Annotated in this window: 21 protein-coding genes; 10 read left to right on the top strand and 11 right to left on the bottom strand. The window is 66.9% G+C overall.

All coding sequences use genetic code 11. From position 1 onward, the window contains the following. Positions 1–65: 65 nt before the first annotated feature. The 3 genes from J2X70_RS19955 to J2X70_RS19945 all read right to left on the bottom strand — a co-directional run bounded on the left by J2X70_RS19955 (position 66) and on the right by J2X70_RS19945 (position 2,756). The gene (locus tag J2X70_RS19955) at positions 66–476 is read right to left on the bottom strand and encodes a VOC family protein (RefSeq protein ID WP_025877065.1); all 411 of its coding nucleotides are present in this window, start codon (positions 474–476) and stop codon (positions 66–68) included. A 105-nt stretch (positions 477–581) separates the two neighbouring features. Further along, on the bottom strand, positions 582–1,958 hold the full coding sequence (locus tag J2X70_RS19950) for an amino acid permease (protein WP_025877063.1): 1,377 nt from the start codon (positions 1,956–1,958) through the stop codon (positions 582–584). 75 nt (positions 1,959–2,033) lie between these two features. After that, the gene (locus J2X70_RS19945; protein ID WP_025877061.1) at positions 2,034–2,756 is read right to left on the bottom strand and encodes an AraC family transcriptional regulator; all 723 of its coding nucleotides are present in this window, start codon (positions 2,754–2,756) and stop codon (positions 2,034–2,036) included. Between the two features lie 118 nt (positions 2,757–2,874). Here J2X70_RS19945 and J2X70_RS19940 point away from each other — a divergent pair, with 118 nt between their 5' ends. Continuing rightward, positions 2,875–4,971: a catalase gene (locus J2X70_RS19940; RefSeq protein WP_309911834.1), complete on the top strand. Its 2,097-nt coding sequence runs from the start codon at positions 2,875–2,877 to the stop codon at positions 4,969–4,971. Between the two features lie 21 nt (positions 4,972–4,992). Continuing rightward, positions 4,993–5,481: a hypothetical protein gene (locus tag J2X70_RS19935; RefSeq protein WP_059064804.1), complete on the top strand. Its 489-nt coding sequence runs from the start codon at positions 4,993–4,995 to the stop codon at positions 5,479–5,481. Here the strand turns inward: J2X70_RS19935 and J2X70_RS19930 are convergent. Further along, on the bottom strand, positions 5,478–6,212 hold the full coding sequence (locus J2X70_RS19930; protein WP_309911831.1) for an alpha/beta hydrolase: 735 nt from the start codon (positions 6,210–6,212) through the stop codon (positions 5,478–5,480). The two genes, J2X70_RS19935 and J2X70_RS19930, sit on opposite strands and share 4 nt — an antisense overlap. A 151-nt stretch (positions 6,213–6,363) precedes the next feature. Here J2X70_RS19930 and J2X70_RS19925 point away from each other — a divergent pair, with 151 nt between their 5' ends. After that, positions 6,364–6,903, top strand: a complete 540-nt coding sequence (locus J2X70_RS19925; protein WP_032976617.1) for a hypothetical protein — start codon at positions 6,364–6,366, stop codon at positions 6,901–6,903. Positions 6,904–6,917: 14 nt separating this feature from the next. Continuing rightward, complete coding sequence (locus tag J2X70_RS19920; protein ID WP_032951973.1) at positions 6,918–7,208, top strand: hypothetical protein; 291 nt, start codon at positions 6,918–6,920, stop codon at positions 7,206–7,208. Positions 7,209–7,292: 84 nt separating this feature from the next. On the opposite strand, the gene J2X70_RS19915 is transcribed toward J2X70_RS19920, so the two are convergent. After that, positions 7,293–9,419 (bottom strand): methyl-accepting chemotaxis protein, encoded by a 2,127-nt coding sequence (locus J2X70_RS19915; protein ID WP_309911830.1) that lies wholly within the window; start codon positions 9,417–9,419, stop codon positions 7,293–7,295. Positions 9,420–9,652: 233 nt separating this feature from the next. Here J2X70_RS19915 and J2X70_RS19910 point away from each other — a divergent pair, with 233 nt between their 5' ends. Beyond that, the gene (locus J2X70_RS19910) at positions 9,653–10,618 is read left to right on the top strand and encodes a L,D-transpeptidase family protein (RefSeq protein ID WP_309911828.1); all 966 of its coding nucleotides are present in this window, start codon (positions 9,653–9,655) and stop codon (positions 10,616–10,618) included. A 4-nt stretch (positions 10,619–10,622) separates the two neighbouring features. Beyond that, entirely contained in the window at positions 10,623–11,279 is a 657-nt protein-coding gene (locus J2X70_RS19905) for a M23 family metallopeptidase (RefSeq protein WP_309911826.1), read from the top strand. 30 nt (positions 11,280–11,309) lie between these two features. Here the strand turns inward: J2X70_RS19905 and J2X70_RS19900 are convergent, their stop codons facing one another. The 5 genes from J2X70_RS19900 to hflK all read right to left on the bottom strand — a co-directional run bounded on the left by J2X70_RS19900 (position 11,310) and on the right by hflK (position 15,947). Next, positions 11,310–11,966: a hypothetical protein gene (locus tag J2X70_RS19900; protein WP_033831756.1), complete on the bottom strand. Its 657-nt coding sequence runs from the start codon at positions 11,964–11,966 to the stop codon at positions 11,310–11,312. Between the two features lie 144 nt (positions 11,967–12,110). Beyond that, a complete protein-coding gene (locus J2X70_RS19895; RefSeq protein WP_025877044.1) occupies positions 12,111–13,403 on the bottom strand; it encodes an adenylosuccinate synthase in 1,293 nt (430 codons plus the stop codon). A gap of 294 nt (positions 13,404–13,697) precedes the next feature. Next, the gene (locus J2X70_RS19890; RefSeq protein WP_025877042.1) at positions 13,698–13,883 is read right to left on the bottom strand and encodes a DUF2065 family protein; all 186 of its coding nucleotides are present in this window, start codon (positions 13,881–13,883) and stop codon (positions 13,698–13,700) included. 67 nt (positions 13,884–13,950) lie between these two features. Continuing rightward, positions 13,951–14,814, bottom strand: coding sequence for a protease modulator HflC (locus J2X70_RS19885; RefSeq protein ID WP_025877040.1), 864 nt, complete (start codon positions 14,812–14,814; stop codon positions 13,951–13,953). Next, entirely contained in the window at positions 14,811–15,947 is a 1,137-nt protein-coding gene (gene hflK, locus J2X70_RS19880; RefSeq protein ID WP_025877038.1) for an FtsH protease activity modulator HflK, read from the bottom strand. Before hflK ends, J2X70_RS19885 begins: the two co-directional genes overlap by 4 nt. Positions 15,948–16,099: 152 nt before the next feature. On the opposite strand from hflK, the gene J2X70_RS19875 reads away from it, so the two are divergent. Continuing rightward, a complete protein-coding gene (locus tag J2X70_RS19875; protein ID WP_032976611.1) occupies positions 16,100–17,095 on the top strand; it encodes a YhdH/YhfP family quinone oxidoreductase in 996 nt (331 codons plus the stop codon). 88 nt (positions 17,096–17,183) lie between these two features. Further along, positions 17,184–17,555 (top strand): twitching motility response regulator PilH, encoded by a 372-nt coding sequence (gene pilH / locus J2X70_RS19870; RefSeq protein ID WP_005410644.1) that lies wholly within the window; start codon positions 17,184–17,186, stop codon positions 17,553–17,555. Between the two features lie 529 nt (positions 17,556–18,084). Here the strand turns inward: pilH and J2X70_RS19865 are convergent. Further along, positions 18,085–18,975, bottom strand: coding sequence for a DnaJ C-terminal domain-containing protein (locus J2X70_RS19865; protein ID WP_105164500.1), 891 nt, complete (start codon positions 18,973–18,975; stop codon positions 18,085–18,087). A gap of 259 nt (positions 18,976–19,234) precedes the next feature. On the opposite strand from J2X70_RS19865, the gene J2X70_RS19860 reads away from it, so the two are divergent. Then, positions 19,235–19,717 carry a peroxiredoxin gene (locus J2X70_RS19860; protein ID WP_025877032.1) on the top strand — a complete coding sequence of 161 codons (483 nt, stop codon included), beginning with the start codon at positions 19,235–19,237 and terminating at the stop codon, positions 19,715–19,717. A gap of 30 nt (positions 19,718–19,747) precedes the next feature. Beyond that, positions 19,748–20,329 carry a ferritin-like domain-containing protein gene (locus J2X70_RS19855; RefSeq protein WP_033831761.1) on the top strand — a complete coding sequence of 194 codons (582 nt, stop codon included), beginning with the start codon at positions 19,748–19,750 and terminating at the stop codon, positions 20,327–20,329. Positions 20,330–21,024: the final 695 nt, after the last annotated feature.

Genomic DNA, 21,024 nt, shown 5'->3' with positions numbered 1-21,024 from the left:
AAGCGGGCCGTTTTTGTTTTCCCGTAGCGCCGGGCCATGCCCGGCGAGCGCAGCGGCAGAACGCGTCACGGGTCGGGCATCTGCCCCAGGCTCAACTGCCACGACACGCCGAAGCGGTCCTGCACCCAGCCGTAGCGGCTGCTGAAATCCTGCTCGCCCACCGGCATCAGCCAGTGCCCGCCGTCACCCAGCACGCGCGCGGCACGCTCGAATGATTCGGCGCCGGAACACTCGACGAACAGCGACATCGAGGGCGTGAAGGTGAAGTCGTGCACATCCAGGCTGTCAAAGCACAGGTAGTGGGTGCCGCCGAGCAGGAAAATGGCCTGGCGGACCTGCCCGGGCACGCCCGCCCCCGCCCCGTCCGGGTGGCGCTGCAGGGCCAGCAGGCGGAATTCGGCGAAGGCTTCGGCGTACAGGGCCAGCGCCGCTTCGGCCTGGCCGGTGAACATCAGGAAGGGACGGCTGCGCAGCATGCGGTGCTCCCGTTCGTCGGGCCGGTGATGGCCCACCCGATCAGGATGGCACGCGGAATGTGGGCGCGGCGTATCGGTAGCGCCGGGCCATGCCCGGCGGCCCCATCACGCCTCGCGCATGCGCCGGGCGATGGCGCTGCTGGCCGCGATGGTCGCCGTCAGCGCCACCATCGACAGGAACTGCAGGCGCGTATGCGCTTCACTCAGCAGCAGGCCGAAGATCAGCGCCAGGATCGCCAGCGCACAGACGGTCAGCCACGGGAAGCCTGCCATGCGGAACGGCAGGCGCGTGCCCAGGCGGTCGGCGCGACGGCGCAGCACCAGCTGCGAGACCAGCGACAACGTCCACACCAGCAGGCAGGTGGAGCCGACGATGTTCAGCAGCACCGGCAACACCTTGTCCGGGAACAGCAGTTCCATGATGGTGGCAGCAAAGCCGAACAGGACGCTGGCCAGCACCGCGATCACCGGCACCTGGCGCGGATCGGTCCAGCCCAGCACGGCCGGTGCTTCGCGGCGTTGCGCCAGCGAATACATCATGCGCGAGGCGCCGTAGAGGTTGGCATTGAGCGCTGACAGCAGGGCGATCACCGCGATCAGGGTGATGGCGGTGGCCGCGCCCGGAATATTGGCGACATCGAGAACCGCGGCAAACGGCGACTTCAGCGCTTCGCTGGTCCACGGCACCACGGCGATGATCACGCTCAGCGAACCGATGTAGAACACCAGGATGCGCCAGGCCACGGTGCGGATGGCACGGGCGATGCTGCGCTCGGGGTCTTCGGTCTCCGCCGCAGCGACGGCCACGATTTCGGTGCCACCGAAGGCGAACACCACCACCAGCAGCGCCGCGCCGATGCCGGCCAAGCCCTTCGGTGCGAAGCCACCGTGCTCGGTGAAGTTGCTCAGGCCCGGCGAGGCCACCTGCGGCAGCCAGCCCATCAGCAGCGCCACGCCCACGGCAATGAAGGCCAGGATCGCCGCCACCTTGAGGATGGCGAACCAGAATTCGAACTCGCCGAAGTTCTTCACCCCGAGCAGGTTGATCGCGGTGAAGAACAGCATGAAGGCCAATGCCGCCATCGGTACCGGCACCACCGGCCAGACCGTGGCCAGCAACCCGGCCGCACCCACTGCCTCGGCGGCAATCACGATGACCAGCTGCACCCACCACAGCCAGCCCACGGTGGCACCGGCGGTGGCGCCCATGGCATCGGCCGCATACACCGAGAACGCACCGCTGGTCGGCTTGGCCGCGGCCATTTCACCCAGCGCGTTCATCACGATGATCACCAGCGCACCGGCCACCAGGTAGGACACCAGCACCGCCGGGCCGGCCGCCTGCACGCCCACGCCGGAGCCGAGGAACAGGCCGGCGCCGATGGCGCTGCCCAGCCCCATCATGATCAGCTGGCGTGGCTTGAGCGAATGGCCGAGGCGGGAGGGCGAAGCGGTCGTATCGGGGGTGGCGGGCATCGGCAGGGCTGGCGGCGGCTACAAGGGCGACACCTTACCGTGTCCAGCCGCCGCGGGGATAGGCACAGCGCAGCAGGAAACTCAGGCCGGTACCGGCTCGCCGACATTGCCGCCGATACGGGCGCGGTAGGCGCGCGGGGAGAAACCGGTTTCAGCCTTGAACTTGCGGGTGAACGCGCTCTGGTCGCTGAAACCGCAGGCCTGGCCGATGCAGGCAATGCTCTCGTTGCCATGCAGCAGGTGCATGGCCATCTGGATCCGCAGCCGGGTCAGCACCTGCTGCGGCGTCATCTGGAACACCTTGCGGAAGCTGCGCTCCAGCTTGGACAACGAGAACCCGGTGATGTCCAGCAGCGTCTGCATCCGCACGTTCTCGGCGTAGTGCGTATTGAGGTGGGCCAAGGCCAGACGGAGCTGCTCGTACTGGGTCCCCAGGCTGTCCTTCTGGCCGAGGTCGCGGGAAATGCCGATCAGCCCCTCGACCTGCCCGTCCACCAGCAGCGGGCGTTTGCAGGTCAGGCACCAGCCCGGTTCGCGGTTGGCGAACAGGTGCAGCTCCATCAGGTTCTCGATCACCTCGCCGGACAGCACGCGTGCGTCCTGGTCGACATAGTCCGCACTCAGGCCGGTGGGGTAGATCTCGGCCGCGGTGCGTCCGATCACGTCCTTGCGCGCACGCAGGCCCAGCCGTCGCAGCATGGTCTGGTTGACGTAGGTGTAGCGGCCCTGGCGGTCCTTCATGAAGAACAGCACGTCCGGAATGGCGTCGAACAGGGCTTCGATGTCGGCGGGTTCGACTCGCATGCGGCAAGCATACCCGAGCCGCCGATTTGTCTGCGCGTTCACTCCTACGGGACCGTGCATTAACGCCGGCGGCGCCACTGTCTGGAGTCTGCCCCCTACCCGCTCCAGGAGATCCTCCATGGCCGCCAGCAAGCCGACCGGCAAGCGCGCTCCCGCCACCACCTCCGCCGACCGTGACAGCCGCGGCCAGGGCGATGAACTGCATCAGCTCGCAGGAGGCGCCCATCCGGTACTGACCAGCAACCAGGGCATTCCGGTTGCAGACAACCAGAACTCCCTGCGCCAGGGACCGCGTGGACCCACCCTGCTGGAAGACTTCCTGCTGCGCGAGAAGATCACCCACTTCGACCACGAGCGTATTCCCGAGCGCATCGTCCACGCGCGCGGTTCGGCCGCCCACGGCTTCTTCGAACTGACCCGCTCGCTGGGCAAGGTGACCCGGGCGAAGATCCTCACCGAGGTCGGGGTTAAGACGCCGGTGTTTACCCGCTTCTCCACGGTTGCCGGCGGCGCCGGCTCGGTCGACACCCCGCGCGACGTGCGCGGCTTCGCGGTGAAGTTCTACACCAGGGAAGGCAACTGGGACCTGGTCGGCAACAACATTCCGGTGTTCTTCATCCAGGACGCGATCAAGTTCCCCGACCTGATCCATGCGGTGAAGATGGAACCAGACCGCGCCTTCCCGCAGGCGGCCAGCGCACACGACACGTTCTGGGATTTCGTCTCGCTGATGCCCGAATCGATGCACATGATCATGTGGGCGATGAGCGATCGCACGATTCCGCGCTCGCTGCGCACCATCGAAGGCTTCGGCATCCACAGCTTCCGCCTGCTGGATGAGGAAGGGAACTCCACCTTCGTCAAGTTCCACTGGCGGCCGAAGCTGGGGCTGCAGTCCACCGTCTGGGACGAGGCGCTGAAGCTGCAGGCCGCCGACAACGATTTCCACCGCCGCGACCTGTTCGAGGCGATCCAGCGCGGCGATTTCCCAGAGTGGGAGCTGGCCGTGCAGCTGTTCACCGAAGAACAGGCCGATGGCTTCCCGTTCGACCACCTGGACCCGACCAAGATCATCCCCGAGTCGCTGGTGCCGCTGCAGGTGATCGGACGCATGGTGCTGGACCGCTGGCCGGACAATTTCTTCGCCGAAACCGAGCAGGTCGCCTTCTGCCCGGCCAACGTGCCGCCGGGCATCGATTTCAGCAATGACCCGCTGCTGCAGGGGCGGCTGTTCTCCTATCTGGATACCCAGCTGATCCGCCTGGGCGGACCGAACTTCAACCAGATTCCGATCAACGCACCGAAGTGCCCGTTCGCCAACCATCAGCGCGATGGCCACATGCAGATGCAGGTGCCGAAGGGGCGCGTGGCCTACGACCCCAGTTCGCTGCAGGAAGACAGCCCGCGCGAGACGCCCGCCGGTTTCCGCAGCCACGCCAGCGCCGATGATGGGCGCAAGGGCCGCACCCGCGCGGAGAGCTTTGCCGACCACTACAGCCAGGCGCGGATGTTCTTCCGCAGCCTGGAAAAACCGGAACAGGCGCACCTGGCCTCGGCGCTGGTGTTCGAGCTGTCGAAGGTGGAAACCGAGAAGGTGCGCGTGCGCACCGTCAGCCATCTGCGCAACATCGACGAAGGCCTGGCCAAGCGCGTGGCCGACGGGCTGGCACTGGGCACGCTGCCCGCCCCGGCACCGACGGCAACCCCTGCACAGGACCTGCCCGCCGCACCCGAGGTCCGCGTGATCGGCCGCAACAAGCCCCTGCTGCAGGGGCGCTGCATCGGCATCCTGTTCGACGAGGGCTCCGATGCACGGGTGATCGCCAATCTGCGCAAGTCCGCCGAAAAGGCCGGCGCCAGCGTCAAGCTGGTCGCGCCGAAAATTGGCGGTGCCACGCTCAGCGACGGCAAAACGCAGGCCGCCGATGGACAGCTGGCCGGTACCCCGTCGGTGGTGTTCGACGCAGTGGCGGTCGTGCTGAGTGCCGACGCCGGCAAGGCCTTGGCCAAGGAAGCGGCAGCCGTGGGCTTTGTCAGCGATGCCTGGGCGCACCTGAAAGCCATCGCCAGTGACGAAGGCGCACAGGCCCTGTTGAAGGCAGCGCGCGTCGGCAACGATGCCGGCACCGTGGAGGCCGAGGACAGCAAGGCCTTCCTCACCGCTGCCGCCACCCGCCAGTGGGCACGCGAGCCGAAGCTGCGCCTGCTGGCCTGACCATCCGACAGGAGAATCCCCATGCCCCGTGGTGACAAATCCGCCTATACCGACAAGCAGAAGCGCCAGGCCGAGCATATCGAAGAGAGTGAGCGCGAACGCGGTGCCAGTGAAGGCACCGCCGAGCGCATCGCCTGGGCCACCGTGAACAAGCAGGATGGTGGTGGCAAGCGCAGCGGCAGCGCGCGCAAGGCAACGAAGAAGGTGGCCAGAAAGACAACGGCGAAGAAGGCTTCCGCAAGCAAGGCGCCGGCGAAGAAGGTGGCGAATAAGACCGCTGCGAAGAAGACGCCTGCGAAGAAGGCCGCCACCAGGAAGACTGCTGCAAAGAAGGTGGTGAAGAAGGCCCCTGCGAAGGTCCCTGCAAAGAAGGCGGCCGCCGGGAAGGCAACGCAGAAGAGCGCCTCACGCAGCACCGCTGCGAAGAAGGCCGCAAAGACCCGTGCAGCAAAAAAGGCGGTACGCAAGACCGCGGCGAAGAAGGCCGCACGCACCCGCGCCAGCAGTTAGCCGGTGGCGGGCAGCGCCCTCACCCAACCGGCCACCACCGCGGCGGCCGGTTCGGCACGGGCCTGCAGCAGCAGATGCGGCCCTTCCAGGGTCACGTGCCGCGCGTCCGGCAGCAGGGTCTGCAGTTCGGCTACGCTCGGTGGCCACAGCAGCCGGTCATGACCCGCCTGCAGGCACAGCGTCGGCACCCCGATCTGCGGCAGCAATGCGCGTACGTCCACCCGCAGGGTCGCTGCGGCGCGTTGCCGCAACGTGGTCGCTGGAATCTGAGCCAACGCAGCGCGCAGCATCGCCATGTGTTCACCGGTGCGCCAGCGCCCCAGCAGCAGGCGCGCCAGCAACGCCACGGGAGGCACCGGCCAGGCCGGTGACAGCAGTGCCGCGCCGGCTGCCGGCAATGGCACGGGCCGGCGCGCAAAGGTCGCGGCTAGCACCAGTCCGCGCAGCGCTGCGGGCTGGCGCGCGGCCAGCTCGACCGCCAACGGCCCCGAGAAGGACTCGGCAAGCAGGATGAAGGGGTGACGGGGCAGCTGCGGCCACAGCCATCTGGCAAGCGTGGCGTAATCCTGCCCGCCCTGCGCAGGCAGCGCGATCGCCTGCGTCGTCAGCCCATGAGCCTGCAGTGCGGACAGCAACGGGGTCGACATGCTGCCGGTGCCATCCAGGCCTGGCAGCATCAGTACGTGCAGCGGCACGGCCGACGCGGCATCACAGCCCTGTTTTTTCCTCACGTCCCGTTCCCATGCCAGCTCCTTTGCTGGCAAGCATCGCCCGGATCGGCAGGCGAAGGAACCTCTTCCTGGCTCTCCCTCTGCTGTGCCGGCCAAGGTTGCGCGATACTGCCGGCTCTGCCGCAGGATGCGGCTACCAAGGAGAGCGTTGATGCGAGGGACCTACGCACTGGCCATGATGGCCCTGATGCTGCCACTGACCACCTTTGCCAGCGATGGCTGGATAAATGGCGACGGCAAGGCGGTGCCGCAGACCGATGCCATGAAATCCAGCGATGGCTTTGCGGCATCCCTGCTGGTCACCTCCGACGCCGACTGGCGGGCCAAGTGGGAAACTCCACCGGAGAGCACTCCCAGCTTTACCGAGGCCAGCGAAGTCCACCTGGGCGGAGAATTGTTCCTGCTGACATTCCTGTCCAACCCGCAACTGGATGAGAACCGCGTACCCAAGGTGCACTGCGATCTGCGCATGCTTCGCCCGGACGGCAGTACCAGTGTCGACGAACGCGATGTTCCCTGCTTCACTGCCGCCCTGCCCGGCCCGCCAACCCTGCTGTACATGACCAGTGTGCAGCTGAAGTTCGTTGCCGAGGCAGGTGACCCGAAGGGCACGTGGACCGCGCAGGTGGTGGTCAGGGATCTGTTGCGGAATGTAAGCCTGCCCCTGCAGGCCCGCTTCGACGTCCGTTGACAGGGGGCCTGCAGATGAAGATGCGACGACTGCTGAGCTGGACAGGCCTTGCGCTGTGCGTGGTCTACCTGCTGTTGACCGCGTGGCTGGTCCACGGCGCGCAGACAGACGCCGACCCGAAGGGTACCTACATCCTGATGGCACTCCCCATCACCCTGCAGTCCGCCGCGCTTGATGCCATCGGCGCAGGCAGCCTGTTGTACGGCAAGCCCTGGTCGACCGCGTATGCGGTGCTGGTTCCGCCAACCCTGCTGTTGCTGTACGCGGCCGGTTGGTTGATCGAACGCTCGGCACGCGGGCGCTAGCGGCCCTCAACCGTTGCGTGCATCGACGCCCTGCATGCGGGTCATCGCATGCAGGGCGCCATCCAACATCGCGCTGTCGTTGGCTTACGCCGCGCGTGCAGGCAGGCTGGGCATGCGTGCCCCCTGCTCCAGCTGGAACACCGACACCGACGTGGTCAGCGCATGCGCCTGCTCTTCCAGCGCGCGGCTGGCAGCGGTCGCCTCTTCCACCAGCGCAGCGTTCTGCTGGGTCACCTGGTCCATCTGCACCACCACCTGGTTGACCTGCTCGATGCCGGCCGCCTGTTCCTTGCTGGCGGCGGCGATATCGCTCATCAGCTGGGTGGTACGCGAGCTCGCCTGGGCCACGCGGGCAATGGCGGCTTCCGATTCCACGGTCACGGCCAGACCACTCTGCACCTTGGCAGCGGCGTCCTCGATCAACTCCTTGATCTCCTTGGCAGCGACACCGGCACGCTGTGCCAGCGTACGCACTTCGCTGGCCACCACCGCAAAGCCGCGGCCCTGTTCGCCGGCACGCGCCGCTTCCACTGCAGCGTTCAGCGCCAGGATGTTGGTCTGGAAGGCGATGCCATCGATCACCGTGGAGATTTCCGAAATGCGCGCCGAAGACTGGTCGATCTCGCCCATCACCGTGGCCATCTGCGCCATGGCCTGCTCGGTCTCGCGCACGGCAACGCCGGCCGCATGCGCTTCGCTGTCGGCCTGGCGTGCCAGCTCGGCGTTCTGGCGCACGGTCGAGGTCAGCTCTTCCATCGAGGCGGCAGCCTCTTCCAGATTCGCGGCCTGTTGTTCGGTACGGCGCGACAGATCGTTGTTGCCGGCCGCCAGTTCCTGTGCCGCGTTGTTGATGCTGTCGGCGGCCACCTGGATGCCACGCACGATTCCGGTCAGCTGCGTGGTGGTGGCATTGGCATCGTCACGCATGCGCGCGAACACGCCCTCGTACTCGCCCTCCATGCGCGCGGTGAGGTTGCCATGCGAGATGGCGCGCAGCACGTCGGAGACATCGGCGATGCTGGCCTGCGAACTGGCCATCATGCCGTTGAGGTGGTTCACCATCGCCTGGAACTGGTACTGGAATGCCGCGGCGTCGCCACGCACGCTGAAATCGCCAGCGCGCGCGGCACGGGCCAGTTCATCGATCTGCGCGTTGATCGCCATCAGGCTCTGCTTCACCGCCGCCAGGGTACGGGTCAGCGTACCCTTCTCACCCGGGTACTCGGGCAGATCGCGACTGAGGTCGCCGATGGCATAGCGCTGCATCACCTCGGCCATCAGCAGCTGCACCTGCACGTGCGATTCGACCAGGTGGTTGGTGGCCTGCACCATGCGACCGAAGTCGCCGGGGAACGCGCTGGCGTCCATCCGGTAACGGATCGCGCCGGCTTCATGCTGCTCGGCCATCTGCAGCTGCGCGCCGATGGCGGCCTGCACGCTCTGGCGCACGCTGGCCATGGCCTCGCCGAGCTGGGTCAGCTCGTCACGGCCGCCCAGGCGGAATTCCTGGTCCAGTTCACCCTTGGACAGGCGCTCGGCCAGCTGCACTGCACGCGCCAGCGGGCCGGTCATGCTGCGACCGATCAGCACCGATGCGGTGATGCCTGCCAGCAGCGCCACGCCACCCAGCACCAGCAGCTGCAGCAGGCTGCGCTCGCCCAGGCGGATCGCCTCGGCAGCGGCCTCGCGGCTTTCCTTTTCTTCATAGGCCACGCCATCGGCCAGCGCCTTGTTCCAGCCATTGGCCGCTTCCTGCACCGGGCCCAGGGTCAGCGCCACGGCGCCGGGGAAATCGCCCTGTTCCATCAGTTCGCTGGTCTGCTTGTTGAGCGGACGGGCGAGCGCGCGCTTGGCGGCGATGGTCTCGCCGATCACCTTGCCTTCGGCATCGCCGGGCAGGGCCTGGTAGGCCGTCCAACTGGCCTCGTAGCGCTTGACCAGAGCGGCGATGCGCTGCTCGTCGTTGGCACGGTCTTCGCCCTGGCGGATCAGCATCTCGCGGCGCACGACCATCATCTGGTTGTTGGCATCGAGCATCTCCGACAGCAGCCGCACCTTGGCTACGCCAACCTCGACCACCTGCTCCATCGCGCGCTTCTGCACCATCGTGGCGGTGGCACCGGTAGCGACCACGGCGGCAACCAGCAACAACAACAGGCCAAAGCCAAGCCCAAGACGCCAGGCGACCCTGACGTTCCTCAAGTAGTTCATGGGGTGAATCCAAAACGGGGGGATGCGTCCATATCGGCCCGCCAGCCGGGAATCTTGATCGCCTCCCGCTCTACTGCGTCGGAAGCCGTTCACCTTGGTGAGACCCGGCCTCCCGCTTCTGCCGCGGGAGGATGGCCCGGCGGCCCGGCCCCACTGCTCATGCTGGCATCAGTTTTCTTTCACGGCGGCTGCGCAGCGTCCACGGGCAGGGTGGAGGCGTGATCTGCCTGGAGATGCCCATGCCCGTATGCCGCCCCGCCCTGCTCGCCCTGTCGCTGCTGATGTCGCCCGCCTTTGCGCAGACGCCCCCGCCCGCCGGCCTGCCAGCACCCATCGCCGAAAAGGCCGGCCCGGATACGGCGGCGCACTCGCCCCTGCACGCCCAGGTACTTCTGGACCGCGCCAATTTCTCTCCGGGCGAGATCGATGGCGAAGTGGGCAGCAATCAACGCCGCGCGGTGTCCGGCTTCCAGGCAGCGCACGGGCTGACGGTCAGCGGCGAACTGGACGACGCCACCTGGAAGGCCCTGCAGGCCGACTCGGTCGGCCCCCTTGCCAGCTACACGCTGACCGCAGAGGACGTGGCCGGTCCGTTCGTTGCGGTTCCCAAAAAGCCCGCCGACCAGGCCAAGCTGAAGGCACTGGGCTTCAGCAGCGTGGAGGAAGCGCTGGGCGAGCGCTTCCATGCCGCACCGGAGCTGCTGAAGGCGCTCAATCCCGGTGTGGATCTGAGCAAGGCCGGCAGCCGCATCCAGGTGCCCAACATTGCGCCCGCTGCATTGCCCAAGGCCGCCAAACTGGTGGTCGACAAATCCGACTCCACCCTGCAGCTGCTGGACGCGCAGGGCAAGGTGATCGCGCAGGTACCGGTGTCGTCGGGCAGCGAGCACGACCCGCTGCCGATCGGTGAGTGGAAGATCCTCGGCGTCTACCCGGATCCGCCATTCCACTACAACCCGAAGCTGTTCTGGGATGCCAGGAAGGGCGATCGCAAGGCCACGATTCCGCCCGGCCCGAACAATCCGGTCGGCCGGGTCTGGATCGACCTGTCCAAACCCCATTACGGCCTGCACGGTACGCCGGTGCCCGGCCATGTCGGCAAGACCGAATCGCACGGCTGCGTGCGCATGACCAACTGGGATGTGCTGCGCGTGGCTGCAGCCGTGGATACGTCGGTACCGGTCGTCATGCAGGAGTGAGCCGATGCGACTAGCGCAACTGATCGTACTGGGGCTGGTGATGGGCGTGGCAGCCGGATGGTGGTTGCAGCGTGATGGCGAGCCGCCCGATGACACGGGTGGCCGCCCCCTTGCAGTGGCGCAGACCTCCGCTGCAGCCGACAGCGCCCGTGCCGTACCCGTGGAGCAGGCGACAACGGCAATCGCTGCGCCCGCCCCAGCAGCAACGGGCGAAACACCCTCCGGCCTGCTGCTGCCGGTACAGGGCATCACGCCCTCGCAACTGCAGGACACCTTCACCGACGCACGCAGCGAAGGCCGCGTGCACGATGCGATCGACATCATGGCTGCTGCCGGCACACCGGTGCTGGCGGTGGCCGATGGCCATGTCGAGAAGCTGTTCGACAGCGAACGCGGCGGCCTGACCATCTATCAGTTCGAACCCAGCGGCCGCTGGTGCTACTACTACGCGCACCTGCAGCGCTACGCCGACCGCCTGGCCGAGAAGCAGACCATCAAGCGCGGCGATGTGATCGGTTACGTCGGCAGCACCGGCAACGCCAACCCCGAAGCCCCGCACCTGCATTTCGAAGTGCACGTGCTGGGCCCGGAGAAGCAATGGTGGAAGGGCGAGTCGATCAATCCCTATCCATTGCTGAAAAAAGGGGACGGAGGGGATTAAGTCGCAACCCGCACGGTCTGGTCGTGGCGGCTAGGCAGTGCGTGGACGCTGCCTGCGCAGCGCGATGGTGAAGATCACCAGTGCGATGCCTGGAACCAGCAGCAGCAGCGCTGCCAGTTTCCAGAAGAAGAACGGCCACAGCCAGAGGTAATCGAGGTCGGTCAGTTTCAGAAGATCCAACGGCGGCTGCACTTCGATCGTTGCCGGCCTGCCGGCCAGCGCCGGCTCCACTTCCAGCACGGTCACCCGCAGCCAGGAGCGGCCACGGGGCAATGCATCACCGCGGCCATAGCCGAAGTACGCGGCGGTAAAAACAGCCGTTTCAACGGTTTCCAGCCTGCGCACAACATCCGTTCCGGCTGGGCCAGAACGCACGCCCGCACGGAAGTCCGCATGCTCGTTGGGGGTGTCGACACGCATCAGCACGTCGGGGTCGAGGGCCGGGTCGGCGGCGTTGGGCGGGTAACGCAGCCGCAACCGCAGACGATCATCAATGAAGCGGTAGACCGTGATCTCCGCGCTCGCACCGGGGCTCAGCACCAGCGGCAGGGTCTGCGTGCGTGACGCGAGGTGGTTGGCCACGGCGCCCACCGCCAACACCACACAGGCGACTGCCCACAGGCCCCAGAACACCCACAGGGTGATCCGCAGCACCCGCGTCCCTTTCGCGCTGACATCGCCGGTCATCGATCCGCTTCCCTGCTGGCATTGCGTACACACTAACGAAAAAGCCCCGCTTTCGCGGGGCTTCTTCTTTCAGCGACGCCGGGCATGGCCCGGCGCTACCGGTGCGGCAGCGTTGCCAGGCAGCGTCTGGCATCGCCGCATCGCTCAGGCGAACGGATCCTGCAGGACCATGGTGTGGTCGCGGTCCGGGCCGGTGGAGACGATGCTGATCGGGCAGCCGGCCAGCTCTTCCAGCGAACGCAGGTAGGCGCGTGCGGCCGGCGGCAGGTCGTCCCAGTTGGTGATGCCGTGGGTGTTTTCGGTCCAGCCCGGGAACTCCAGGTACACCGGGGTGCACTCTTCCCAGCCCTGCGCGTCCAGCGGCGCGTACTCGGTACGCTTGCCGTTGTATTCGTAGGCGATGCAGACCTTCAGCTTTTCCATGCCGTCCAGCACGTCCAGCTTGGTGATGCACAGGCCGCTGATGCCGTTGATGGCCACGGCGCGCTTCAGCGCGACGATGTCCATCCAGCCACAGCGACGCGGGCGGCCGGTCGAGGCACCGTATTCGGCGCCGCGGTCGCGGATGCCCTGGCCGATTTCATCGTCCAGCTCGGTCGGGAACGGGCCGCCGCCAACGCGGGTCGCGTAGGCCTTGGCAATGCCCAGCACGTAGTCGATCGCATCGGCGCCGACGCCGGCACCGGCCAGCGCACCACCGACGGTGGTGTTGGAGCTGGTGACGTACGGGTAGGTACCGTGGTCGATGTCCAGCAGCGCGCCCTGCGCACCTTCGAACAGCACGCGCTTACCCTGCTTGCGCAGGTCATGCAGGATGCCGGCAACGTCCGACTTCATCGGCTGCACGTATTCGCCGAAGGCCAGCGCCTCGTCGAAGGTCTTCTGGAAATCGACCGCGTCGGTGTTCAGGTACTTGGTCAGCACGAAGTTGTGGTAATCCAGCGCGGTGCGCAGGAGTTCTTCCAGCTGCTTCGGATAATGCAGGTCGGCGATGCGGATGCCGCGACGCGCCACCTTGTCTTCGTAGGCCGGGCCGATGCCACGACCGGTGGTGCCGATCGCCTTGCCGCCGGCAGCGCGTTCGCGCGCCTGGTCCAGGGCGATGTGGTACGGCATGATCAGCGGCGCGGCCGGGGAGATCTTCAGGCGCGAACGCACTTCCACGCCGGAGGTTTCCAGCTCGGCGATTTCCTTCTGCAGCGCGGCCGGCGAGATCACCACGCCGTTGCCGATCAGGCACAGCGCATCGTCACGCAGGATGCCCGACGGGATCAGGTGCAGGACGGTCTTCTTGCCGTTGATGACCAGGGTGTGGCCGGCATTGTGGCCGCCCTGGAAGCGCACGACGGCGCCGATTTCCTCAGTGAGCAGATCGACGATCTTGCCCTTGCCTTCATCGCCCCACTGGGCACCAAGCACTACGACAGACTGACCCATGACGGGTTCCTCTATTTGTTGCGGCCATCGGGGCCGCGGACGGGTAAACCGCAGCGGGGCTGGCCAGCGCTTGGGTGGCGGCTCCAAACGGGGAGCGGCCGGCGATGGAAGGCCCAGACACGGAAAAAGCCGAACGGGGAGGCCCGTCCGGCTTTTGTGCATTATCCGGGTTTCCGGGGTCCGGTGCCACCTTTCCGACGGGCGGCTTCACCAGCCGGTCAGCCACCCCGCCCCGGTAGTGCCGGCCGCTGGCCGGCAGTCCCAGGTTGCCGGCCAGCGGCCGGCACCACCCTTCTAATGCCGTACCCACCACAGCAGGCTCAACCCGGCCAGCAGGACCAGGCCACCGAAGCTGCGCAGGGCCGGGCTGGGCAGGTCCAGCAGGCGTTCGGCCATGCGCTTCCAGGCCACGGGGGCCACGAACAGCAACAGGCCTTCCAGCACCGCGACCAGACAGACGGCGGCGAACAGATCTTTCATGGGGGAACTCCGGAAAAGCACGAGGCCCGGCGTATGGCCGGGCCCCGTGAGGTACTGCCGTGCGGACTCAGCGATCGTTCTTGAGGTACTGCAGGAACGGGTCGTTCTTGTCCAGCACGATCACGCCGTTGCCGTCGGTCATCGAGCCACGGTAGGCCTCGAGGCTGCGGTAGAACGCGTAGAACGACGGGTCAGCCGAACCGGCCTTGCCGTAGATGCGTGCGGCCTCGGCATCGCCTTCACCACGCAGGCGCTGGGCATCGCGTTCGGCTTCTGCGATCAGCACGGTGCTGTCACGGTCGGCCTGGGCGCGGATGGTCAGCGACTGCTCCTCGCCTTCGGCGCGCAGCTTGGCGGCTTCCTGCTTGCGCTGGGCGCGCATGCGCTCGTACACGTCATTGATCACCTGGCTGTCGGTGGGCAGGTCCACCTGCTTGATGCGCAGGTCGATCATCTGCATGCCCAGCCCGGCAACGGCTTCGTTGATGCCCTTCAGCTGCTCGGCGATCAGCTCGCTGCGGTCGCCGGAGACCAGCTGCTGCAGGGTGCGCGAGTTGATCTGGTTACGCAGCGAGTCGGTGATGATCGGTGCCAGGCGGGCGTTGGCGATACGCGGATCGCCACCGGTGGCACGGAAGTAATCACCCACGTTGGAGATGTAACCGATGGCGAAGAAGTCGACGCTGACGTCCTTCTGCTCGGCCGTGAAGTAACGGGCCGGCGCGGTGTCCAGCACCTGGAAGCGGCGGTCGAACACCCGCACCGTTTCCACCACCGGCAGCTTGAAGTGCAGGCCCGGCTTGATGTCCGAACGCACCACCTTGCCCAGGTTCAGGACCATGGCGGTCTGGTCCTCACGGACCACGTACACCGAGCCGAGCAGGCCCAGCAGCACCGCTACGACAACGGCGATCCAGATTGAATTTCTCATCGGCTGCCCTCCTCACGGCCGCTCGAACGCCCGGTCGGGCGGCCCACCGGCCGGCCCGGATCACGGGAAGCTTCCACTGCGGTGGTACCCGGCAGCGACGGCATCACCACATCGGGGTTCGGAACCGGCGCCGGTGCCGAGGTGCTGGCACGGGTATCACCGGTCATCGGCACGTAGATCAGCTGGCGGCCATCGCCACCAATGACCTTGCGGTTCTCGCTCAGCACCTGCTGCACCGTTTCCAGCCACAGGCGCTTGCGGGTGACTTCCGGTGCGTCCTTGTACTGGGCCTGCAGCAGGCTGAAGCGCTGACCATCACCCTCGGCCTTGGACACCACGGCCTGCTTGTAGCCCTCGGCGGTGGTACGGGCACGCGAGGCCTGGCCGCGCGCTTCAGGCACGACCTTGGCCGCATAGGCCTGGGCTTCGTTGATCAGGCGCTCCTTGACCTGCTGGGCACCGTTGACCTCGTCGAAGGCCGGCTTGACCTCCTCCGGCGGACGGGCGTCCTGCAGGGTCAGGCCGGTCACGGTCAGACCGGTCTTGAAGGCACGCAGCAATGTCTGCAGGCGCTCTTCGGCGGCCACGGCCAGCGGGCCACGGTTGTTCAATACGGCGTTGAGGTCGGCGCGACCGACTTCCTCGCGCACCGCGCTCTGCGCCGACTGTTCCAGCACCTGGTTGGCATCAACGGTGCCGAACAGATACTGCTGCGGGTCATCGATGCGGTACTGGACGTTCAACGAGACATTGACGATGTTCTCATCGCGGGTCAGCACCGGCACCTGGATCGAGAAGGTCTTGATCTCGGTGGCGTTGACCTTGGTGACCGATTCGATCGGCCAGGGCAACTTGAAGTTCGGGCCAGGGGTCAGGACGCGCGAGAACTGGCCGAAGCGCAGCACCACGCCACGCTGCTGTTCGCCGATCAGCTGGAAGCTGGAGAACAGCACCAGCAGGACCACTGCCGCCACCACCCAACGCAGGATGCCGCCGTCGAACAGGTCCTTCAGCGGTCCGGGCAATCCGCCCCAGCCGCCACCATTGCCACCGCCGCGCGACCCGAACGGCCCGCGTCGATTGTCCTCGGGGCCTTGTCCGCCCTTGTTGCCGCCGGGTGTATTCCAGGCCATGCACGCTCCATCAAGATGTGGGCTGCGACGCGGGCCCTTCCCGCAACGCCAGCCATTAACCACTACCGATCATACAAGATGGGGCGGACCGGCAGGATTGAAAGGGGCTGGAGCGGGTAAGGTGGCGTTTTCCTCGAAGTCAGGCAACGCCGATGGCCCCCACCACCCCGTTCACCGCCTTCCGCATCGAAAAAGACGACGCCGGCTACCGCAGCGGCCTGGTCCCGCTGCGTCTGGACGACCTCAACCCCGGCCAGGTGCTGATCCGCGCCCACTGGTCCTCGGTCAACTACAAGGATGCCCTGGCTGGCACCGGCAAAGGCCGCATCCTGCGCCGCTTCCCGCTGGTGGGCGGGATCGACGTGGCCGGCACGGTGGTCGCCTCCACCGATCCGGCCTGGCGCGAGGGCGATGCGGTACTGGCCACCGGCTGCGGCCTCAGCGAAACCCGTGATGGCGGCTACAGCCAGTACGTGCGACTGGAATCGAGCGCGGTCATCGCCCAGCCGGCGGGCCTGAGCCCACGCGAGGCGATGGTGCTGGGCACCGCCGGCTTCACCGCCGCGCTGGCGCTGCTGCGCCTGCAGGACAACCGGCAGACGCCCGAGCTTGGGCCACTGGCGGTTACCGGCGCCAGCGGTGGGGTCGGTGCTCTGGCCGTGGACATCTTCAGCCGCGCCGGCTATGCCGTGCACGCGATCAGCGGCAAACCGGAACAGAGCGACTTCCTGCGCGGTATCGGTGCTGCCGAGGTGCTGCCGCGTGATGCCCTTGCCGACACCGGTCCGCTGCAGTCGGCACGTTTCGGCGGTGGCCTGGACAACGCCGGCGGGCCGATGCTGGCCAGTCTGCTGGCCCAGACCGTGCCTTACGGCAGCGTGGTCAGTGCGGGACTGGCCGCCAGCCCGACGCTGGACATGACCGTAATGCCCTTCATCCTGCGCGGTGTCTCGCTGCTCGGCGTTTCGTCGGCCAATGCCCCGCGCGCGCTGCGCGAAGAAGTGTGGGCACGCTTGGGTGACGCGTGGAAACCGCAGCACCTGGACCGCATCTGCACCGCCGAAGTCGGTCTGGACGGTCTGCCTGCGGTGTTCGATCGCATGCTGGCGGGCGGCTCGCTTGGCCGCACGGTGGTGCGGATCGACTGAACGTCGCAGGCAGGCGACGGACGGCAGCTGTCGCCCTCCCGCCAACAGGATGCCGGCACTACACTTCCGGCATCACATGGGGAACAACATGGCACGCATTCTGATCGTCGACGACTCACCGTCGCAGCTGTTGGGGATACAGCGCATCGTCGAGAAGCTCGGGCACCAGATCCTGACCGCCACCGATGGTGCGGCCGGGGTGGAGACCGCCAAGGCCGAGCTGCCCGACCTGGTGCTGATGGACGTGGTGATGCCCAACCTCAATGGCTTCCAGGCGACCCGCACGCTCGCCCGCGATGAGGCGACCCGGCATATTCCGGTGATCCTGGTGACCACCAAGGACCAGGACACCGACCGCATGTGGGGCATGCGCCAGGGCGCCAAGGCCTACATCACCAAGCCGTTCTCGGAAGACGAACTGTCCGAAGTGCTGGAGCGGGTGTTCGCCGGTCAAGGCTGACGCCGCTCTGGTAGGTATCAACCTTGGTTGGCACACCTCTGCCGGCCAGCAGCCGGCACTACCGCAAGACGTGGGGGTCAACGCTGACCCACCGCTCCGGTAGGTGCCAACCTTGGTTGGCACACCTCTGCCGGCCAGCGGCCGGCACTACCGCAAGACGTGTCGGTCAAGGCTGACCCACCGCTCCGGTAGCCTCTGCCGGCCAGCGGCCAGCACTACCGCAAGGCGTGCCGGTCAAAGCTGACCCACCGCTCTGGTAGATGCCAACCTTGGTTGGCACGCCTCTGCCGGCCAGCGGCCAGCACTACCGCAAGGCGTGCCGGTCAAAGCTGACCCACCGCTCCGGTAGGTGCCAACCTTGGTTGGCACGCCTCTGCCGGCCAGCGGCCGGCACTACCGCAAGGCGTGCCGGTCAAGGCTGACCCACCGCTCTGGTAGATGCCAACCTTGGTTGGCACGCCTCTGCCGGCCAGCGGCCGGCACTACCGCAAGGCGTGCGGACCGTGGTCCGCACCCACCGAAGCGAATTTCAGATCGTTTCGCCAAACGCCTTGGCCAGATTCCGATAGGCCTTCTTCTGCGCGTCGTCCGTCGCCGCCGGGGCGACAATCTCCAGCTCGACGATCTGATCACCCTCCGGGCTGCCCGGCAGGCCGCGCCCACGCAGCCGCAGCTTGCGACCGGCATCGGAATCGGCCGGAATCTTCAGTTCCACTGCGCCGCCCAGGGTCGGCACGCTGATGCTGGTGCCCAACGCCGCCTGCCACGGGGTGACCGGGAGCGTGTACAGGATGTTGCGGCCGTCGACCTCGAACTGCGGATGCGCGGCGTACTCCACTTCCAGCAGCAGGTTGCCGCCGTGATTGCCCTGCCCGGCCAGGCGGATCACCTGCCCGGGACGGATGCCCTTGGGCACGCGCACGTCCAGCTGCTTGCCGTTGACGGTGATGCGCAGGCTGTCGCCGCTGTAGGCCGCCTCCAGCGGTACCGACAGCTTGGCCCGGGTATCGCGGTTGGGCGCATGGCCATGGCTGCTGAAGCCCGGGCCCGGGCCTGCACCCTGGCCGCCGCGCTGGCGCGCGAACAGGCTCTCGAAGAAGTCGCTGAAACCACCGTTGGGGCCACCGCCGCCGAACACTTCCTCGAAATTGAAACCGCCACCGCCGTAGTTCGGCGGCACGTTGAATTCCTCGCCCGGACGATAGCCCTGCGCACGCAACTGGTCATAGGCCGCGCGCTTCTCGGGATCGCGCAACGCCTCGTAGGCCTCGTTGATGGCCTTGAACTTGTCCTCGGCCCCGGCCTCCTTGCTGACGTCCGGGTGGTACTTGCGTGCCAGCCGGCGATAGGCGGTCTTGATCTCCGCCTCGCCCGCGCTCGGTTCCACCCCCAGGGTGGCGTAATAATCCTTGAATTCCATCCAGCTACCTCGATTCGCTTCGGCCGCGCCGGTGGGCGCCGCCCCGGGTTCATTCTACGCGCCGGCGATGCTACGCCGCCGGTCGTGCGGCAACGGTGAGGCCGACTGATCCAGCGCAATGCGCCTGCCATCGCCCGGCCCCATGCTGTGGCTGACCGCCCGCCGCGGACGACGGAGATGGGGTGTATACATGGGTTTTCCAATGTCTTGACGCGTCCGTCCCCTCCTGGCCCCTACCCTCACCCAGCAAGGAGTTCCCATGACCATCCATGTCGGCGACCGTATTCCGGAAGTCACCCTCAAGCGCATCCGCGAAGGCATCGAGACCCTCGATACCCACGCCCTGTTCGACGGGCGCAAGGTGGTGCTGTTCGCCGTGCCCGGTGCGTTCACCCCCACCTGCTCGGCCCGCCACCTGCCCGGGTACGTGGAAAAGTTCGAGGCGTTCCGCCATCGCGGCATCGATGTCTACTGCGTGGCGGTCAACGACCCGTTCGTGATGAAAGCCTGGGCCACCGACCAGCACGTACCCGACGGTCTGCTGATGTTGTCCGACGGCAATGCCGAACTGACCCGTGCACTTGGCCTGGAACTGGATGCAAGTTCATCCGGCATGGGCACGCGTTCGCGTCGCTTTGCCCTGTACGTGGTGGACGGCACGGTGCGCGCGGCCTGGATCGAGGAGCCCGGCCAGTTCGAGGTGTCGTCAGCCGACTACGTACTGGATCACCTGCCCACCTGAAACCCTTACTGCAGAGGAAACCGGCCAGCCATGTCCAACAAGCCAGCCAAAGCCAGCAACACCTCCCCTTCCGCCAAGGTCGCTGGCATCAGCGATCGCCAGACCCTGCGCGAGCGGGCACGGAAGAACATCGAAGACGGAGCGATCACCGACAGCTACAGCGCCGACCGCAAGGTGGTGATCAAGCTGCTCAACGACGCGCTGGCCACCGAATATGTATGCGTGCTGCGCTACTACCGGCACTACTTCATGGCCAAGGGCATGCTGGCCGATGCGGTCAAGGGCGAGTTCCTCGAGCACGCACAACAGGAGCAGGCGCACGCCGGCAAGCTGGCCGAACGCATCGTCCAGCTCGGCGGCGAGCCTGACCTCAATCCGGACACGCTGACCGCACGCTCGCACGCCGAATACAAGGAAGGCAGCGACCTGCGCGACATGGTCCGCGAGAATCTGGTGGCCGAGCGCATCGCCATCGACAGCTACCGCGAGATGATCAACTTCATCGGCGACAGCGATACCACCACCAAGCGCATCCTGGAGGAGATCCTGGCGCAGGAGGAGGAGCACGCCGATGAGTTCGCCGACCTGCTGGATGGCTGGATCGGGGAGTAGCGCCAGGCCATGCCCGGGCGAACGCCCTGGTAGTCGCCCACCTTGGTGGGCGGCTTCCGCGCGTGCCAACCAAGGTGGGCACCTACCAGGTCATGGCGGATCGGTAGCGCCGGGCCATGCCAGCGAACGCCCTGGTAGATGCCCACCTTGGTGGGCGGCGTCTGCGCGTGCCAACCAAGGTTGGCACCTACCGGGTCATGGTGGACCGGTAGCGCCGGGCCATGCCCGGCGAACGCCCTGGTAGTCGCCCACCTTGGTGGGCAGCTTCTGCGCGTGCCAACCACGGTTGGCACCTACCGGGTCATGGTGGATCGGTAGCGCCGGGCCATGCCAGCGAACGCCCTGGTAGATGCCCACCTTGGTGGGCGGCTTCCGCGCGTGCCCACCAAGGTTGGCACCTACCGGGTCATGGTGGACCGGTAGCGCCGGGCCATGCCCGGCTAACGCCCTGGTAGTTGCCCACCTTGGTGGGCGGCTTCCGCGCGTGCCAACCAAGGTTGGCACCTACCGGGTCATGGTGGACCGGTAGCGCCGGGCCATGCCAGCGAACACCCTGGTAGTCGCCCACCTTGGTGGGCGGCTTCCGCGCGTGCCAACCAAGGTTGGCACCTACCGGGTCATGGTGGATCGGTAGCGCCGGGCCATGCCAGCGAACGCCCTGGTAGATGCCCACCTTGGTGGGCGGCTTCCGCGCG

This window comes from Stenotrophomonas sp. 1337, assembly GCF_031455455.1.
In the GTDB taxonomy this organism is placed as follows: domain Bacteria; phylum Pseudomonadota; class Gammaproteobacteria; order Xanthomonadales; family Xanthomonadaceae; genus Stenotrophomonas; species Stenotrophomonas indicatrix.
Note: the sequence above shows the minus strand (reverse complement) of the source record. Positions and strands in the feature narration are given on the sequence as shown.

Coding starts and splice junctions, on each gene's coding strand:
- J2X70_RS19955 (WP_025877065.1), bottom strand. CDS start 476: ATGCTGCGCAGCCGTCCCTTCCTGATGTTCACCGGCCAGGCCGAAGCG.
- J2X70_RS19945 (WP_025877061.1), bottom strand. CDS start 2,756: ATGCGAGTCGAACCCGCCGACATCGAAGCCCTGTTCGACGCCATTCCG.
- J2X70_RS19940 (WP_309911834.1), top strand. CDS start 2,875: ATGGCCGCCAGCAAGCCGACCGGCAAGCGCGCTCCCGCCACCACCTCC.
- J2X70_RS19935 (WP_059064804.1), top strand. CDS start 4,993: ATGCCCCGTGGTGACAAATCCGCCTATACCGACAAGCAGAAGCGCCAG.
- J2X70_RS19925 (WP_032976617.1), top strand. CDS start 6,364: ATGCGAGGGACCTACGCACTGGCCATGATGGCCCTGATGCTGCCACTG.
- J2X70_RS19920 (WP_032951973.1), top strand. CDS start 6,918: ATGAAGATGCGACGACTGCTGAGCTGGACAGGCCTTGCGCTGTGCGTG.
- J2X70_RS19915 (WP_309911830.1), bottom strand. CDS start 9,419: ATGAACTACTTGAGGAACGTCAGGGTCGCCTGGCGTCTTGGGCTTGGC.
- J2X70_RS19910 (WP_309911828.1), top strand. CDS start 9,653: ATGCCCATGCCCGTATGCCGCCCCGCCCTGCTCGCCCTGTCGCTGCTG.
- J2X70_RS19905 (WP_309911826.1), top strand. CDS start 10,623: ATGCGACTAGCGCAACTGATCGTACTGGGGCTGGTGATGGGCGTGGCA.
- J2X70_RS19900 (WP_033831756.1), bottom strand. CDS start 11,966: ATGACCGGCGATGTCAGCGCGAAAGGGACGCGGGTGCTGCGGATCACC.
- J2X70_RS19895 (WP_025877044.1), bottom strand. CDS start 13,403: ATGGGTCAGTCTGTCGTAGTGCTTGGTGCCCAGTGGGGCGATGAAGGC.
- J2X70_RS19890 (WP_025877042.1), bottom strand. CDS start 13,883: ATGAAAGATCTGTTCGCCGCCGTCTGTCTGGTCGCGGTGCTGGAAGGC.
- J2X70_RS19885 (WP_025877040.1), bottom strand. CDS start 14,814: ATGAGAAATTCAATCTGGATCGCCGTTGTCGTAGCGGTGCTGCTGGGC.
- hflK (WP_025877038.1), bottom strand. CDS start 15,947: ATGGCCTGGAATACACCCGGCGGCAACAAGGGCGGACAAGGCCCCGAG.
- J2X70_RS19875 (WP_032976611.1), top strand. CDS start 16,100: ATGGCCCCCACCACCCCGTTCACCGCCTTCCGCATCGAAAAAGACGAC.
- pilH (WP_005410644.1), top strand. CDS start 17,184: ATGGCACGCATTCTGATCGTCGACGACTCACCGTCGCAGCTGTTGGGG.
- J2X70_RS19865 (WP_105164500.1), bottom strand. CDS start 18,975: ATGGAATTCAAGGATTATTACGCCACCCTGGGGGTGGAACCGAGCGCG.
- J2X70_RS19860 (WP_025877032.1), top strand. CDS start 19,235: ATGACCATCCATGTCGGCGACCGTATTCCGGAAGTCACCCTCAAGCGC.
- J2X70_RS19855 (WP_033831761.1), top strand. CDS start 19,748: ATGTCCAACAAGCCAGCCAAAGCCAGCAACACCTCCCCTTCCGCCAAG.